The organism is Sphingobacterium spiritivorum (assembly GCF_016725325.1).
In the GTDB taxonomy this organism is placed as follows: domain Bacteria; phylum Bacteroidota; class Bacteroidia; order Sphingobacteriales; family Sphingobacteriaceae; genus Sphingobacterium.
Map to the genome: position 1 here is coordinate 4,645,729 of NZ_CP068083.1, position 14,920 is coordinate 4,660,648.

Consider the following 14,920-nt stretch of genomic DNA (forward strand, 5'->3'; position numbering starts at 1 on the left):
CTCTCTTCAATAAACCAACATTTTAATTATTCCCGACTCCGTTTACATCACCGGCTTTACCAAAGGAGACTTCATAGGGGTCAGTGGCATGTCCGTACTGTCTCCGACAGCCTTCTCTTCTACCGGCATAGGTATTGGCGGTAATGTTTTCTCCGGGATCTGTTCCACAGCAGGAACCATAGGAACTGCAGGAGTATACTTCCCGATCAGACTGCCTAATCCGGCTTCCGTGATAAAGCTCTCGCGGTAAGCCTCATATGTCAGCTTACTGATTTCTTTAGGCACATTCATAATCAGATCATGCGCTTTTGAGGCCAGCGTCTGCAGATGAGTAACCCTTCTCACACTATCCTGAATACCCGCATTACGAACCGAATCGATCTTACTGTACTCCTGATCCATCTTCATTAAACGTGCACTGACTTTATCATACACTTCGCCCATTAGTATAGGATCTTCGGAATAGTATTTCATGCTTCTGTTGAACGTTGCGGAGTCTGTACCATAATTGGTAAATGCCTGTTGATAATACCCGTCAATTATCCGACGGGAACTATCTGCACTCAATGTATTCAGATAGCCATCTATCAGATGCACTTCTACCAGAATATCAGTCATCTTGGATCGGGATAATACATCCTTCGGCAAGGAATCACCACAGGAGTAAAACAGAAAAAACACTAAATATATACCGAATAATAAACGTTGCATTTTATAATTTTGAACAAATTTACAAAAAGGCTCGGAATATGATGCTTTTCGTTATTTTATATCCTAAATTTGTACGTTATGAGTATTGCAGCTAACATTGAAGAAATAAATCAGGAAATCAAATCTTTAGGCGTAACATTAGTAGCCGTATCTAAGACTAAACCAAACGAGGATATTCTGCAGGCATATGAAGCCGGGCAACGTATATTTGGAGAAAATATGGTACAGGAACTTGTTGAAAAACAGGAACAGCTACCAAAAGATATCCAATGGCATCTCATTGGTCATCTACAGACCAATAAGGTTAAATACATTGCACCTTTTATCCATATGATCGAGTCTGTAGACTCCGTCAAACTGCTGAAGGAAATTAACAAGCATGCCTTAAAGCATGACCGTGTAATAGACTGTTTATTACAGGTATATATCGCAGACGAGGATACTAAGTTCGGATTGGATCATACTGAACTGATCGAGTTGCTTCGGGATGAAGAGTTTTCTTCGCTTAAAAACATCCGCATCCGGGGTTTAATGGGTATTGCCACAAATACGGAGAATGAAAAGGTTATAAAAGAAGAATTTTACGAGTTAAAAATGCTTTTTGATGGTGTAAAATCCAGCTTTTTCAGAAAGGAAGACACATTTGATACTTTGTCAATGGGAATGTCTTCGGATTACCGTCTGGCTATAGAGCAGGGAAGCACCATGATTCGTCTGGGAAGCACGGTATTCGGAAAACGAGTTATCAAACATTTTAAAGTAAAATAAGTATGCAGGAAGTAATTATACGCGAGGCTGTGAAAGCAGACTGTCCGGCCATGCTTGAACTTATAAAGGAACTGGCTTTATTTGAAAAAGCTCCGGAACAGGTCACTGTAACTATGGAAGAGTTTGAAGAATCCGGTTTTGGAAACAATCCGGTTTGGGGAGCATTTGTAGCTGAAGTATCCGGTAAAATTGTTGGTATTTCTCTATATTATATCCGCTATTCTACATGGAAAGGCCGGAGGTTATATCTGGAAGATCTTATCGTGACAGAACAGATGCGGGGAACAGGAATTGGAAAAAAATTACTGGACAGAACCGTCGAATACAGCAAAAGCAAAGGCTATTCCGGAATGATGTGGCAGGTGCTGGACTGGAATACACCTGCAATAGCATTTTATAAAAAATATCAGGCAACATTTGATGGTGAATGGCTGAATGTCAGCATTAATCACTAAAAGAAATATATTCTTCCATATATTTTATATACTGGAAGTTTCTTTCTAACTAAGCATCGTAAACAAACACTTTCATAAAAATGGGGATAGGAAAAATGAGGTATGGAATAGTATGTGGAATCTTTACGGCACTACTTTGGGCAAGTTGCCATTCAGGCAATGAAAGCCAAGGCAATACACAGGCCACACAGGATACATTACGGTATAAGCTGATTAATTTTTATGAAAACAGTCCTTATTTTATAGAAGGAGAGTCGGGTATTGACACGACTTATTTTAAAGCCTCTTACCCATCATTTGAGAATGACAGGATTAATCAGCTCCTTCGATCTTCGATCCTGATTGATGGTGAAGACAGTGTCCGTCAGGCGGCTGAAAGTTTTTTGGATGGTTTTAACGAATTTGTAGAAGACGCCGCCAATCCAAGCTACCATATAGCCTGGTTTCGTGAACTTCAAAGTTATGTTGTACTGAATAATTCCCGTATCCTTTCTATCGCTACCCAGATCGATGATTTCAGCGGAGGAGCGCATGGCAATCATGTGATGATCCTTTCGAATTTTGATATCTCCAACAATAAAAAAATCACCTTAACAGATCTTATCCGTAAGGAAAAACAAAAAGAATTGCTTAAAATTGCGGAAAAATATTTTCGGAAAGCAGAACGTCTTAAAGACAATGAAAACCTCTCCGGAAAGTATTTTTTTGAAGATGGAAAATATGCTTTAGCAGAAAATTTCGCATTGGAAAAAGATAACCTACTGTTTTATTACAATCCATACGAAATCAAATCTTACGTAGAAGGAAGTACCGCTCTGCGCATCCCCTACCAGGAAATTGAACATCTGCTGACCGACTCCGGAAAAGTATATCTTCAGCAAATTAACAGCAATCAACCAAAAACATAAGTAATATCAATGCAAGTATTCAAATTCGGAGGAGCTTCGGTAAGAGATGCAGAAAGCATAAAGAATGTGGTGTCCATTATTCTCCAATATAAGGAAGAGCCACTTTTGGTCGTCGTATCTGCAATCGGAAAAACAACTAATGCCTTAGAAGAACTTACTAAAACTTTTTTTCAGCAATCCGGAGACGCCTTTGAACTTCTGAATGAAGTAAAAAAAAGTCATTTCTCTATTCTGGACCAGCTATTCGCAGATCATTCCCATCCGATTTTTGACGAAATTGCAAATGCATTTGTCGAAATTGAATGGATACTGGAAGAAGAACCGCTGGATACTTATGACTATCTGTATGATCAGATTGTATCATTGGGAGAGCTTCTTTCCTCACGTATTATAGCTGCATATGCTGCTCATATGGGAGTCCAATCCAAATGGACAGATGCACGTGATTATATTTTCACAGATAATACCTATCGTGAAGGAAAAGTAGACTGGCAGAAAACAGAAGATAAAATTCGGGAAGAACTTCCGATACTTCTGGATGATTATGTATTAATTACACAGGGTTTTATAGGTTCGACTTCTGAAAACTTCACAACAACGCTTGGACGTGAAGGCTCAGATTATTCGGCTGCTATATTTGCAGCCTGCCTGAATGCAGAATCGGTCACCATATGGAAAGATGTATCTGGTGTACTGAATGCAGACCCTAAATGGTTTGAAAAGACACAGCTTATTCCCGAGCTATCTTATACGGATGCGATCGAGTTAACATATTATGGTGCTACGGTGATACACCCGAAGACTATCAAGCCACTTCAAAATAAAAAGATTGCCCTGCATGTGCGTTCTTTCATAGACAGTACGCAGCCGGGCACAACAATCAAAAGCACGAATCAGACATTACCTGTTCCTTCTTTTATATTTAAGGTCGATCAGGTATTTATCAATATATCTCCACGTGATTTTTCATTCATTGTAGAGGACAACCTGAGCCATATCTTTAATCTTTTTCATATGCACCGCATCAAGATCAACATGATGCACAACAGTGCAATCCAGTTCTCTGTAGCTGTAGACAACACAGGTGATAACGTAACGGCATTACTTGAAGAACTGGAAAAAAGATATAAAGTGACTGTAGAATCCGGCCTTGAGTTGATCACTATACGTTATTACAATCAGGAAACAATAGATCGGGTATTGCTGAATAAAGAAATTATTAAAGAGCTGAAGGACAGCTATACCTGCCAAATGCTGGTTAAAAACAAATAATTGAATTACAATATATTACAAAAGGAAGTTCAACAATTTCTTCAGGACAACAGCAAGGTTTCACCATCTGCTATTGCCCTGAAGAAAAGTCCTTTTGTTGCTGTCTCTTCTGCAGAACTGGCGACTCAGCTGGATGGCAGACAACGTATTGCACGCAAATTACCGAAGTGGGCAAATACACCTGGAATATACTTTCCGGAAAAACTGAATCTTGAACAGTGCTCATCAGAACAGACAGCGGCATTCAAGTGTCGTCTTATTAAGCCGGATACTGCTCTCCTTGATATGACGGGCGGATTTGGTATTGACAGTTATTTTTTCACTTCCAAGGCCCGTCAGGTTACCCATTGTGAAATCAATACTGCCCTATCGGAAATTGTACAACACAATTTTCAAACATTAGGGGTCAACAATGTAAAATTTGTAGCTACAGATGCTGTAACTTATCTCGAACAGCAACCCGACAACAGTCTGGATTATATATATATTGATCCTTCGCGAAGGGTGAATACCCGAAAAGTATTTCTGTTAACAGATTGTGAACCGAATATTGCAGATCTTCAAACTCTGTTTTTTACAAAAGCGAATACAATTATCAGTAAAATCGCTCCGTTAATGGATATTTCCACAGCTCTTACTTCCCTGCTGTATGTAAAAGACGTCTATGTAATCAGTGTAGACAATGATTGCAAAGAATTGCTTTTTGTTCAGGAAAAAGGCTTCGAAGGCGAACCTGAAATACATAGTGTCCGTCTTTTTCAAGGCACTGAACAGCAGCTGACTTTTACTTATCAGCAGGAGCGGCAGGAAACAAACAACTACAGTACAGCCCTGACGTATCTCTATGATCCGGATGTAGCTGTCACCAAAGCCGGAGCATTCAAAACTGTCGGTAAGCAATATCAATTACAAAAGTTACATCCCAGCACGCATCTCTATACAAGTACAGATCTGGTAGCTTACTTTCCGGGCAGAATTTTCATCGTGACGAAAGTACTTCCATACGCTGCTTTTAAAAAGGCTGATTATCCCAAACAGGCCAATATTGTCGCTAAAAACTTTCCGGATAAACCGGAGGAACTCAGAAAACGCTGGAAGATCAAAGACGGAGGAGAACAATTCCTTTTCTTTACTCAAGACCATGATAATAATTACATCGTAATAATGGCCTCCAGATTACATTAATCCTACATTTTCATTACAATTCTCCCTGATCGGACTCGTATCTTTATGTTATGAAAAAAATCAAATTCTCTGCTTTGGAATTGGCTCCTGTAAAAAAAGGAGGGACACCTAAAGAAGCAATTGACCGCGTTGTTACTGCCGCAAAACATATAGAATCATTAGGTTACGAACGTCTCTGGCTTGCCGAGCATCATAATATGGAATATATAGCCAGTTCGGCAACCGTGATACTGATCAGTCATGTCGCTGCTCATACATCTACTTTAAGAGTTGGCTCAGGAGGAATTATGCTCCCTAATCATGCCCCTCTGGTCGTCGCAGAACAGTTCGGAACATTAGAAACACTTTATCCGGGTCGCATTGATCTCGGATTAGGAAGAGCTCCCGGTACGGATCAGTTAACAGCGATGGCACTTCGCCGAAATAACATGCACACACAATTTTACTTCGCAGATGATGTCAAAGCATTGCAGCAGTTTTTTAGTGAGGACAATTTTAATGCTAAAGTGCGTGCCTTTCCCGCTGAAGGACAGCATGTTCCCTTGTGGATATTAGGTTCGAGTACAGATAGTGCGCATCTGGCAGCAGAACTGGGGTTCCCCTATGCTTTTGCATCGCATTTTGCTCCTGCAATGTTAAAAAATGCGATGGAGATTTATCAAACAAACTTTAAACCTTCAGCACAATTGCAGCATCCTTATTCCATAGCCTGTGTCAATGTCGTAGGAGCTGACACCAATGATGAGGCAGCTCATCTGGCAACAAGTCTGTATAATCTTTTTGCAGGTATAGTTACCAATACCCGCAGACCACTTTCACCACCTACAGAACAACCTATCTATGCCGGTATCACCGAAATAGAACAAGCTGTGCAAAGTATGGTTTCTTGCACATTTACCGGAAATGAAGAATCCCTGAGAACAGACTTACATGCATTCGCTGAAATGTACAATCTGGATGAGATCATGACGACATCATATATCTTTGATGATACCAAACGTCTCAGATCTTATGAAGTTCTGCAACGTGCACTATCCTAAAATTTACTAATATTGTTTAAGCCTCTCTCCCGATAAATCGGTATCTTTTCTTTAAAGGAGAGAATTAAACAAGGTTTAACCCTTGCAATTTGTATGGCGCAAGCATTCGCGTAGCGGTGCTTGTGTCTTCATAGTATTGCCGGTGAAGACACCGGCAAACGCGTGTGAAGTATTTGTTGGACTCCCATTTTTATGCGAAAACATGTTGCTTGTGCATATATAGTTTCTGTTTGCAACCTCTCTTCCGATAAACGGGATCTCTCCTTAAAAAGGAGAGAATTACACAAGGTTTATTCTTAATTTCTATGGCGCAAGCATTAGCGTAGCGGTGCTTGTGCCTTAATAGTATGCCGGTGAAGACACCGGCAAACGCATGTGAAGCGTCTTCGAGTCCCATTTTTATGCGAAAGCATGTTGCTTGTGCTTATATAATTTCTGTTTGCAACCTCTCTCCCGATAAACGGGATCTCTCCTTAAAAAGGAGAGAATTGTGATAACAGCATTGTACAGGAATCAGAGTAACACATTAATTCTATAACCCTATCAACCTTATCAACTCCCTGAACGCTATCAACTTCTTAAAAAGGACAAGGTTTAACCCTTGCAATTTGTATGCTGCAAGCATTAGCGTAGCGGTGCTTGTGCCTTAATAGTATGCCGGTGAAGACACCGGCATACGCATGTGAAGCGTTTGTTGGCCTCCCCGCGAACAGTATAATATCTCCATTTTTTTGCTTCTGAAATAACGTAACATACGATATTTGTTTACCTTTATAATAAACAAATACTACTTATGTCTAAATATTGGCTTTTCACATCTGTTATAATTCTTGTTATGGGCTGTCAGTCCTCCGGAACAAAATCCGTAAATACAGTGGATACGCTATCAAATCATCCAACAAAAGATAGTATCACAGATACTTTACAGCCAGTAACTCATCAGCCTGTACCTGACGCAGTAACAGAAGAAAGTCATGTCTTTTTCGACGGAACTTACCGGTTAGATGAAAATGAGAAAGCGGACTTTCTTCCGGGCAATCAGTGGCTGAGTTTAAACGAAGATAACGGACAGTTCGAGTTAGCAAAACCCGACTATACAATCGAAAAAGGCTATGATGAATGTAGCGGTATGAATACAGAAAGCCTAGACTCAAAACATAAGACGCTGGTATATCTGGAATTTTCGCAGTTAAAACCCGGAAAAGTAAATGCATTAAAGATTACAACAGGCAAAATATGGCCTGAAGAATCTGCTTCCTTTGATTTTCAAGGCAATACATATACCTTAAAGGGTCGTGGAAAGATATTATCTACGGAAATGCATTGGACTGACGATGATAAAAAGGAAAAATTTCATGAAGTAAAGGATTATTCGCTCGCTTTAACCATAGACGGTAAAGACCAGGGAATTATGCTAAAAGAAAGTTCATTTAATGACACCTTTATGGAGCTCGTTTTTGTAGGGGATCTGGATAAAGACGGTAAACTGGATTTCATCTTTCAGGTACCAAGAGATTATGAAGAAGAACGTGTTGTTGTATTGTTATCTTCAGAAGGATATACCAAACAATACACAGCGAGCAGGCAATTTGATTGTTAACCTATGAAAGAAATCGTACTTATAAGTGGGGCAAATGGACTTGTTGCAAAACATCTGACTCTCCTGTTGTGTAATAAATATGAATTGCGTTATCTGACCAGACATAAAAAAAATACGAATGAGTATGAATGGGATATACAAAAGAAGCGTATCGATAAACAGGCATTTGAACAGGTAGACCATATTATTCACCTTGCGGGAGCAAATATTTTCGACAAGCGCTGGACATCAAAACAGAAGCAAAACCTGAGAAGCAGTCGTATAGACAGCGCACAACTTATTTTTGACACCTTAAAAGAATGCGGGCAAAAAATCAAAACGTTTATATCCGGATCTGCAAGTGGTTATTATGGCATGATTACTTCTGATCATATATTCAAAGAATCTGATGCTGCCGGTCATGATTTCCTTGCAGATCTGACAAAAGACTGGGAAGCAAAAGCAGATCAATTTGAAAATGAAGGTCTTGCTGAACGTGTCATAAAAATCCGAACTTCAATTGTTTTGGCCAAAGACGGAGGTGCTCTTCCTCTTCTGAAGCGTATTACAAACCTTTATTTAAATACGGCTTTGGGTAATGGCAAACAATATTTTCCCTGGATACATGTAGATGATATCACAGGCATTATAGCCTTTGCACTGGATCAACAGCATGTAAAAGGACCTATAAATGCTGTAGCATCTGAACATGTTAATAACAGGAACTTCACGCATAAACTTGCTCAACATCTTCACAAACGTGTTATCCTGCCTTCTGTTCCCAAGTTTATACTTAAAGCTATATTAGGAGAACAGGCTGATATGATTCTGACAGGTTCCAGACTTTCTAACGATAAGATCAGACAACTGGGATATGAATTTAAGTTCCCGACATTAGATCATGCACTGGAAGACATTTTGTAATCGACAAATGTGAAAGTATATAACAACAAGATCAGGCTTTTGCCTGATCTTGTTGTTATATACAGCTTGTAATTATGTCATTTGATTAATTACAGGCTATAATATTTTTTCATTGCCTTTTTTAGTCTGTCGTCATACCCATAAATATCCGGAAGCCTGTATATTTTTCCTTCATCATCAATCCATGTTGTATAATAGGTAATATATACAGGAATTGTTTTTTTCATCATTACCCAACGGCTTTTATTAAGCGTATCAGCAATTTCACTTGCGATCTGTTCAGCTTTCTTATCGTCATTTACTAAAAATGCTGCCAGAGCCGCTGGTTTTTCTACACGTACACATCCGTGACTAACCGCTCTGTTCTTTGCTGAAAACATTTGTCTGGCTGGTGTATCGTGCAGATAAATTGAATAAGGATTTGAAAATATAAATTTGATATTGCCTAAAGAGTTATCAGCTCCCGGATTCTGTTTGAATTTAAAATTTAATACCGAATCAGAAGACCAATCGACTGTATTAGGATCCACCATCTGTCCTTTTTTATTATAAGCCACCATATTACGGGATTCCAGATAATTTGGATTAGACCTCAGACTTGAAATAAGCTCTTTCTTAACTATACTTGCCGGAATATTCCATACCGGATTGACCTGCATACGGTCCAGTTCCCCGCTTAATACCGGTGTTTCATGATTGTCTGTTGCTCCTGCTCTTCTGGCATAGGGTCCGTAGATCGTCTCCCCTACACATACGTTCATCATTTCTTTTGTTTTCCGGTCATCAACCATACGCAGTTTCTGTTCAGGAATATTAACAACCACATATTTTTCCGGAAAATCTTTACCCATCCAACGCAATTTTTCGAGTGTAAGATAAATATTTTCCTTCTCATCTTTACTGATTCCCCCTTTCTGCAACACCTGTTGCAGTTTCAGATAATAGGAATTTTTAGGTTGTACCTCAGAAAGATATTCTTTAACATCTGTACTGTCCAGTGCTTTTCTGGCCTGTTGTTTTGTAACTTTATGTAATTTTTCAAAATAACGACCGTACAACTGCTTTGGATTAACAGCTCCCCCCTTCAGAATACTTATATAGGTAACATATCCGTCTGTAGCAAATAAATCCAGTTTAGCGAGTAATGGATAGATATCCTCCACTTTACCGGATTTCAATGTATTCAGCTTTTCAAAGCTTTCTTTGATCTGATTGGTGTGAAAATAAGCACTAGATAAACCGTGTTTATCAGATTCTTGCAGATACATACATAACGTATCAACGACACCTTTACTAAGATTTCTGCTGATAAAAGTCATCCCTAAGGTTGAATCGGCAAATTCCGTGATCCATTTCGGATTATGAAGCTGACTTTTGTTCTTTGACAGCTCTTGTTTAAATACGGCAAAATATGCAGTGGTATCAAAATTCCTGTATCCTTTTTGTTGAAACACTTTAGCGAGTTCGTCGCCAAAAGTATCTTCTCTATCGGTATTACATGAACTTATGAACCATAAGCCTAACAGCAAAAAAATTCCAAATTGTATCTTCCTCATATGTCTAATTCAAAAGTGGGCAAATATACCACTTGTTGTACGGCTATACCTCAAATTGATTGCCAGTAATTCAGATCAGACACAAAACACCTTTAGAACTTAAAAATTGAAGCTTTACATCTACAAAAACAGGAGTTCATTTGCGCTATTTATACAAATCCGCCGGTGATTTAGTCTGTAGCCAGCACATCCTGAAAAGCAGGAGTTTTATCAAAAACAGATTTTGCAAACGGACATTCCGCAACAATTTTCAGATCATTCTTGCGTGCATAATCTACTGCTTCCAATACCAGTTTCTTGCCAACACCCTGACCTTCAAAATGAGAGTCCACTTCTGTACTGTCAATAATTAGTCTGTCCTCTCCTTCTTCATAATGCATCTGACCACTCTGCTGATCATCAATATATGCTGTAAACACACCATTTCTTCCGTTACTTGAATGTCTTATTTCCATATGTATAAAATATTAAACAGTGACGTTTACATAACACATATCGGGTAATATTTGTTTAAGAAAAAGCAATTTTCGGATCAGAAACTGTATGATTTTTACGACAGGTATCCGGAATAAAATATTAGTATTCACAGATACCTGTACAGACAACATGATCATTGACTCAGAAAGGCAGATCCTGCTCCTGCTCTACCTGTTCCTGGAGCAGATCAGCCGGCTCTTTTGAGGTATTGTTTTTATCGAGAATCTGTAATTGTCTGACCCTGACTTCAGCAAAGACTTTCTTATTTCCATCTTTATCTTCATAATCCCGGTAAGTCAGCATACCTTCAACCATAATCTGTGTGCCTTTTGAGCAGCGCTGCTCAACCATATGGGTAAGATTTCCCCATACCACCAGATTATGCCAAAGAACATTCTCTACCCATTCTCCCTGCGCATTCTTGTATACTTCATTGGTAGCTAAACGGAGCTGAGCCATTTTTGAACCTTTGACTGTAGCTTTGATTACAGGATCTATCCCTAATCTGCCTACTAACTGAATACTGTTTCTTAAAGCGTTCATAATAATAAATTTTTAATAAGTAAAAAAAATTAATTAACTTCCTTGTCCGGTACAGTGATTACTATTCACTCCCGAAGCACTGATACAAAGTTGCATAGGACAAATAGCAATATCCGGTAATTAAACATTTATTACCATTTATAAACGTTTATAAGCGTTTATAAACGGTTAAGAGAAAGCTGCATATCCATGAAAACAGCAGAAAAAGTATGCATAGAATGCAATAATCCATTAAAAGGCAGATCAGACAAGCGGTTTTGTGATGATGGCTGCAGGAATAACTATAATAACCGACTAAACAGTGACCAGACAGCTTTTGTAAGATCTATCAATACAATTTTACGCAAGAACAGAAAAATTCTGATGGATACTCTGGGAGCAAATAATAAAGTAAAAGTGAATAAAACAGATCTTAATGATATGGGTTTTCAATTTGACTTTTTCACACATCAGTACATAACAACCGCAGGTAAAGTTTATTATTTTATATACGAATTCGGCTATCTTTCTCTGGTTCAGGATCAGTATCTCTTGGTCAGAAAGTTTAAGTAAATCTTGTTTGTCATATACTTGTAAAGGACAAATCATGAAATTGCAACATTATGAAGTAACAAATCTGAAGTCGATTGAAAGATCCTATTATCCTTCCTGAATTAGTTAAATTTGCATCGGTACTTTAGAACTGAAGAAAATGAATACAACTCAAATAAATAAAATGCAAATCGAGATATGGAGTGATATCATGTGTCCGTTTTGTTATATAGGAAAACGTAATTTTGAAGGTGCGTTTTCCAAATTTGCTAACGCTGAAAATATAGAAATTATCTGGAAAAGTTTTCAACTAGATCCAATGCTGCCTGAAAAAGAGGAATTTGATCATATACAGTACCTTGTCGAACGAAAAGGCATGCCAGCCAATCAGGTACATGCAATGTTAGATCAGGTAACGCAAACAGCAAAGAATGCAGGTTTGGATTTCAATTTTGACAATGTTGTCACTGTCAACTCTTTCAATGCCCATAGAATAATTCAACTGGCAAAGACAAAAGGTTTGGGAGACGATATAGAAGAGCGTTTTTTTAAAGCCTATTTTACCGAAGGTAAAGATATTGGGGATCAAAAGGTACTTTCCACATTAGGACAGGAAATCGGACTGACAGAAGATGAGATAAAAGAGGCCTTATCCAATGACGAATATGCATACAAGGTAACACAAGATATACAGGAAGCACAGAGCATCGGCGTACGGGGAGTGCCATTTTTTGTATTTGACCGTAAATATGCTGTTTCAGGAGCGCAACCGACAGAAGCTTTTGCTGACACATTGAATAAATCATTCGGAGAGTGGACTGCTAAAAATCCAATATCACCTTTTGTTATCAGTGATGGCCCATCCTGTTCACCGGATGGACATTGTGAATAAATAAAATAATCAAAAAATAGGTTAAGCAATCTAAAAGTAATATTTTAGGTTGCTTTTTTATGGGCAGTAGTACGACACGCCTTATCTACCTATGTTGCTTTTAAGAATTATGACAAAAAAACAAATTCCTGAAATACTGATCTGGTCAAGACTGCTGATGGGGCTTATTCTTATCGTATTGAGTATCCTGCATATTTCACATTACGAAGTCTACGCAATCAGTTTACTTACACTTGGCCTGCTTTCTGATGTATTTGATGGCATTATTGCACGCCAGCTTAAAGTATCTACAGAACGCTTAAGACGACTGGATTCGGGTGTGGATCAGGCCTTCTTTATTCTGGTGGCCATATCCACTTATATTCATTGCCCCGGATTTTTTCATCAGAATAGCACAGCCCTTATTATTTTAATTGCTGCTGAAGCATTGACCTATATAATCAGCTTTATCAAGTTCAAAAAAGAAGTTGCCACACATTCTATAGGAGCAAAGATCTGGACACTCTCTTTGTTTGCTACTTTAGTTGAGGTCAATATACATTGCCAATCCGTTGTGATTTTTCAGATCTGTCTGTGGCTCGGTCTTTTAACACGTTTGGAGATTATGGCTATTATCCTGACCTTAAAAACGTGGACTAATGATGTCCCTTCTCTTTATCATGCGATACAATTAAGAAAAGGTAAAACCATAAAACGAAATAAAATATTCAATGGATAATCTCTCTTTGGGCCTGCCTGCGACTGTCAGATGAATCGTATCGTGAATATCTGAATTTTAAATTAGAGAATTTGTAGTATTTTTTTCGAAATCAATCCCTCTTCTATATCAGATACTGACCTCCAGGACTATAATGCCATGGGCAGGAATAGTAAATTTTCGTTCTTTCCCGATCTTGCCAAGTGAACGGTGTAACCAAAGGTCACGAATATTACTGCCAGCATTCAACCCTAAAGATCTGGCAACCAATGTATAACCCACAGCGCTATCTCCACGATTCATTATAGCTATAGCTTTCTTCTTTTTATCTGACAGCAGTTTTTCCCAGATTTCCATATTACCTTCACGCAGGATACTTCTGGCCTGATAGAATCGCTTATCCTGATGGAGAGCGATTAGCTCTTTATTCGTCAGGATCTCTATCGTTTGTCTGGATATGGTACGCAGATCATTTCCCGCCATTAATGGTGAATTGAGCATACACCACATTGAAAAATGAGTTTTATCTTCTTCAAAACTCATTCCTCTTCCAACCTGCAACATGTCCATATCATTGTAGTGGCCTGGAGAAGCATACTTATACAGATCTCTGTTTAGGTCAATAATATGCAATACCGACCCGAAATTATTTCGTATGTCTTCAGAAATCCGCCAGGAATCTACCATCCGGATAGCCCATTCTCCCGGAAACTGCCAACGGCATAAGTTGAATCCGGCATCTGGCTTGACTGCTTTAACTGCACGAACAATTTTGGTATACTGTTCTTCTTGATTTAAGTTCATCTCCTTTCCCCCGCACCAGTCTACTTTAATAAAATCAAAATTCCACTCGCTGAAAAATAACTCTGCATCCTGCTTTTCATGTCCATACATCCCAACTCCTATTCCTTTGGTATCATTATCCCATATCGATCCACAGGTATTTTTTCCTCCTTCCGAATACAGACCGGCTTTTAAGCCTTTACTGTGTATATAATCTGCAACAGCTCCCATTCCATTTGGAAATTTTGTGCTATCGACAAAGAGTTTACCGTCTTTATCCCGTCCTCCGAAATATCCATCATCTACATTGATATAACGATAACCCGCTTCATACAAACCGGATGAGACTAATGCATCAGCCTGTTCCTTAATTAATTTTTCATCAATATGTATACGAAAGCTATTCCAGCTGCTCCATCCCATAATCGGAGCCTTTGCAGATTGCCCGTAACAGTTCTGACTTAGAAGTGGGAAGGTCAGCAATAAGGCCGAAAAAACACAAAATTTAAGTTTCATATTGTAATATAAACAACTTCAGATCAAAATTATAATTACAAAATACACTTAATGGAAATAAAATAAAATAAAGAAAATGCAAT

16 protein-coding genes are annotated in these 14,920 nt (G+C 38.5%); 11 read left to right on the top strand and 5 right to left on the bottom strand.

Annotated elements, in window-relative coordinates; all coding sequences use genetic code 11:
- Positions 1-42: 42 nt before the first annotated feature.
- Complete coding sequence (locus tag I6J02_RS19445; protein WP_201679424.1) at positions 43-711, bottom strand: DUF4296 domain-containing protein; 669 nt, start codon at positions 709-711, stop codon at positions 43-45.
- Between the two features lie 78 nt (positions 712-789).
- Here I6J02_RS19445 and I6J02_RS19450 point away from each other — a divergent pair, with 78 nt between their 5' ends.
- The 8 genes from I6J02_RS19450 to I6J02_RS19485 all read left to right on the top strand — a co-directional run bounded on the left by I6J02_RS19450 (position 790) and on the right by I6J02_RS19485 (position 8,842).
- Positions 790-1,479 (top strand): YggS family pyridoxal phosphate-dependent enzyme, encoded by a 690-nt coding sequence (locus I6J02_RS19450; RefSeq protein WP_201679425.1) that lies wholly within the window; start codon positions 790-792, stop codon positions 1,477-1,479.
- 2 nt (positions 1,480-1,481) lie between these two features.
- Positions 1,482-1,934 (top strand): GNAT family N-acetyltransferase, encoded by a 453-nt coding sequence (locus I6J02_RS19455; RefSeq protein WP_201679426.1) that lies wholly within the window; start codon positions 1,482-1,484, stop codon positions 1,932-1,934.
- Between the two features lie 95 nt (positions 1,935-2,029).
- Positions 2,030-2,842 carry a DUF3298 and DUF4163 domain-containing protein gene (locus tag I6J02_RS19460; RefSeq protein WP_236582181.1) on the top strand — a complete coding sequence of 271 codons (813 nt, stop codon included), beginning with the start codon at positions 2,030-2,032 and terminating at the stop codon, positions 2,840-2,842.
- Between the two features lie 9 nt (positions 2,843-2,851).
- Positions 2,852-4,114, top strand: a complete 1,263-nt coding sequence (locus tag I6J02_RS19465; protein WP_201679428.1) for an aspartate kinase — start codon at positions 2,852-2,854, stop codon at positions 4,112-4,114.
- Entirely contained in the window at positions 4,115-5,299 is a 1,185-nt protein-coding gene (locus tag I6J02_RS19470) for a class I SAM-dependent methyltransferase (protein ID WP_201679429.1), read from the top strand.
- A 50-nt stretch (positions 5,300-5,349) separates the two neighbouring features.
- The gene (locus I6J02_RS19475) at positions 5,350-6,339 is read left to right on the top strand and encodes an LLM class flavin-dependent oxidoreductase (RefSeq protein WP_201679430.1); all 990 of its coding nucleotides are present in this window, start codon (positions 5,350-5,352) and stop codon (positions 6,337-6,339) included.
- A 793-nt stretch (positions 6,340-7,132) separates the two neighbouring features.
- Positions 7,133-7,939: a hypothetical protein gene (locus I6J02_RS19480; protein ID WP_201679431.1), complete on the top strand. Its 807-nt coding sequence runs from the start codon at positions 7,133-7,135 to the stop codon at positions 7,937-7,939.
- A 3-nt stretch (positions 7,940-7,942) separates the two neighbouring features.
- Entirely contained in the window at positions 7,943-8,842 is a 900-nt protein-coding gene (locus I6J02_RS19485; protein ID WP_201679432.1) for a TIGR01777 family oxidoreductase, read from the top strand.
- An 89-nt stretch (positions 8,843-8,931) separates the two neighbouring features.
- Here the strand turns inward: I6J02_RS19485 and I6J02_RS19490 are convergent, their stop codons facing one another.
- From I6J02_RS19490 to I6J02_RS19500, 3 genes are all read right to left on the bottom strand, one after another.
- Entirely contained in the window at positions 8,932-10,398 is a 1,467-nt protein-coding gene (locus I6J02_RS19490; RefSeq protein WP_201679433.1) for a L,D-transpeptidase family protein, read from the bottom strand.
- A 170-nt stretch (positions 10,399-10,568) separates the two neighbouring features.
- Positions 10,569-10,853, bottom strand: coding sequence for a GNAT family N-acetyltransferase (locus tag I6J02_RS19495; protein ID WP_201679434.1), 285 nt, complete (start codon positions 10,851-10,853; stop codon positions 10,569-10,571).
- 163 nt (positions 10,854-11,016) lie between these two features.
- Positions 11,017-11,418: a single-stranded DNA-binding protein gene (locus I6J02_RS19500; RefSeq protein ID WP_201679435.1), complete on the bottom strand. Its 402-nt coding sequence runs from the start codon at positions 11,416-11,418 to the stop codon at positions 11,017-11,019.
- Between the two features lie 189 nt (positions 11,419-11,607).
- On the opposite strand from I6J02_RS19500, the gene I6J02_RS19505 reads away from it, so the two are divergent.
- The 3 genes from I6J02_RS19505 to I6J02_RS19515 all read left to right on the top strand — a co-directional run bounded on the left by I6J02_RS19505 (position 11,608) and on the right by I6J02_RS19515 (position 13,559).
- Positions 11,608-11,970: a hypothetical protein gene (locus I6J02_RS19505; RefSeq protein WP_201679436.1), complete on the top strand. Its 363-nt coding sequence runs from the start codon at positions 11,608-11,610 to the stop codon at positions 11,968-11,970.
- A 139-nt stretch (positions 11,971-12,109) separates the two neighbouring features.
- A complete protein-coding gene (locus I6J02_RS19510) occupies positions 12,110-12,841 on the top strand; it encodes a DsbA family oxidoreductase (protein WP_201679437.1) in 732 nt (243 codons plus the stop codon).
- A 109-nt stretch (positions 12,842-12,950) separates the two neighbouring features.
- Entirely contained in the window at positions 12,951-13,559 is a 609-nt protein-coding gene (locus I6J02_RS19515) for a CDP-alcohol phosphatidyltransferase family protein (protein WP_201679438.1), read from the top strand.
- A gap of 108 nt (positions 13,560-13,667) precedes the next feature.
- Here the strand turns inward: I6J02_RS19515 and I6J02_RS19520 are convergent, their stop codons facing one another.
- Positions 13,668-14,837 carry a glycoside hydrolase family 27 protein gene (locus I6J02_RS19520; protein ID WP_201679439.1) on the bottom strand — a complete coding sequence of 390 codons (1,170 nt, stop codon included), beginning with the start codon at positions 14,835-14,837 and terminating at the stop codon, positions 13,668-13,670.
- Positions 14,838-14,920 lie beyond the last annotated feature (83 nt).

Bases quoted from the DNA above. Each gene is read 5' to 3' on its own strand.
- I6J02_RS19485 (WP_201679432.1), top strand. From the start codon at position 7,943: ATGAAAGAAATCGTACTTATAAGTGGGGCAAATGGACTTGTTGCAAAA.
- I6J02_RS19515 (WP_201679438.1), top strand. From the start codon at position 12,951: ATGACAAAAAAACAAATTCCTGAAATACTGATCTGGTCAAGACTGCTG.
- I6J02_RS19500 (WP_201679435.1), bottom strand. From the start codon at position 11,418: ATGAACGCTTTAAGAAACAGTATTCAGTTAGTAGGCAGATTAGGGATA.
- I6J02_RS19505 (WP_201679436.1), top strand. From the start codon at position 11,608: ATGAAAACAGCAGAAAAAGTATGCATAGAATGCAATAATCCATTAAAA.
- I6J02_RS19450 (WP_201679425.1), top strand. From the start codon at position 790: ATGAGTATTGCAGCTAACATTGAAGAAATAAATCAGGAAATCAAATCT.
- I6J02_RS19520 (WP_201679439.1), bottom strand. From the start codon at position 14,837: ATGAAACTTAAATTTTGTGTTTTTTCGGCCTTATTGCTGACCTTCCCA.
- I6J02_RS19510 (WP_201679437.1), top strand. From the start codon at position 12,110: ATGAATACAACTCAAATAAATAAAATGCAAATCGAGATATGGAGTGAT.
- I6J02_RS19455 (WP_201679426.1), top strand. From the start codon at position 1,482: ATGCAGGAAGTAATTATACGCGAGGCTGTGAAAGCAGACTGTCCGGCC.
- I6J02_RS19495 (WP_201679434.1), bottom strand. From the start codon at position 10,853: ATGGAAATAAGACATTCAAGTAACGGAAGAAATGGTGTGTTTACAGCA.
- I6J02_RS19480 (WP_201679431.1), top strand. From the start codon at position 7,133: ATGTCTAAATATTGGCTTTTCACATCTGTTATAATTCTTGTTATGGGC.
- I6J02_RS19490 (WP_201679433.1), bottom strand. From the start codon at position 10,398: ATGAGGAAGATACAATTTGGAATTTTTTTGCTGTTAGGCTTATGGTTC.
- I6J02_RS19475 (WP_201679430.1), top strand. From the start codon at position 5,350: ATGAAAAAAATCAAATTCTCTGCTTTGGAATTGGCTCCTGTAAAAAAA.
- I6J02_RS19460 (WP_236582181.1), top strand. From the start codon at position 2,030: ATGAGGTATGGAATAGTATGTGGAATCTTTACGGCACTACTTTGGGCA.
- I6J02_RS19465 (WP_201679428.1), top strand. From the start codon at position 2,852: ATGCAAGTATTCAAATTCGGAGGAGCTTCGGTAAGAGATGCAGAAAGC.
- I6J02_RS19445 (WP_201679424.1), bottom strand. From the start codon at position 711: ATGCAACGTTTATTATTCGGTATATATTTAGTGTTTTTTCTGTTTTAC.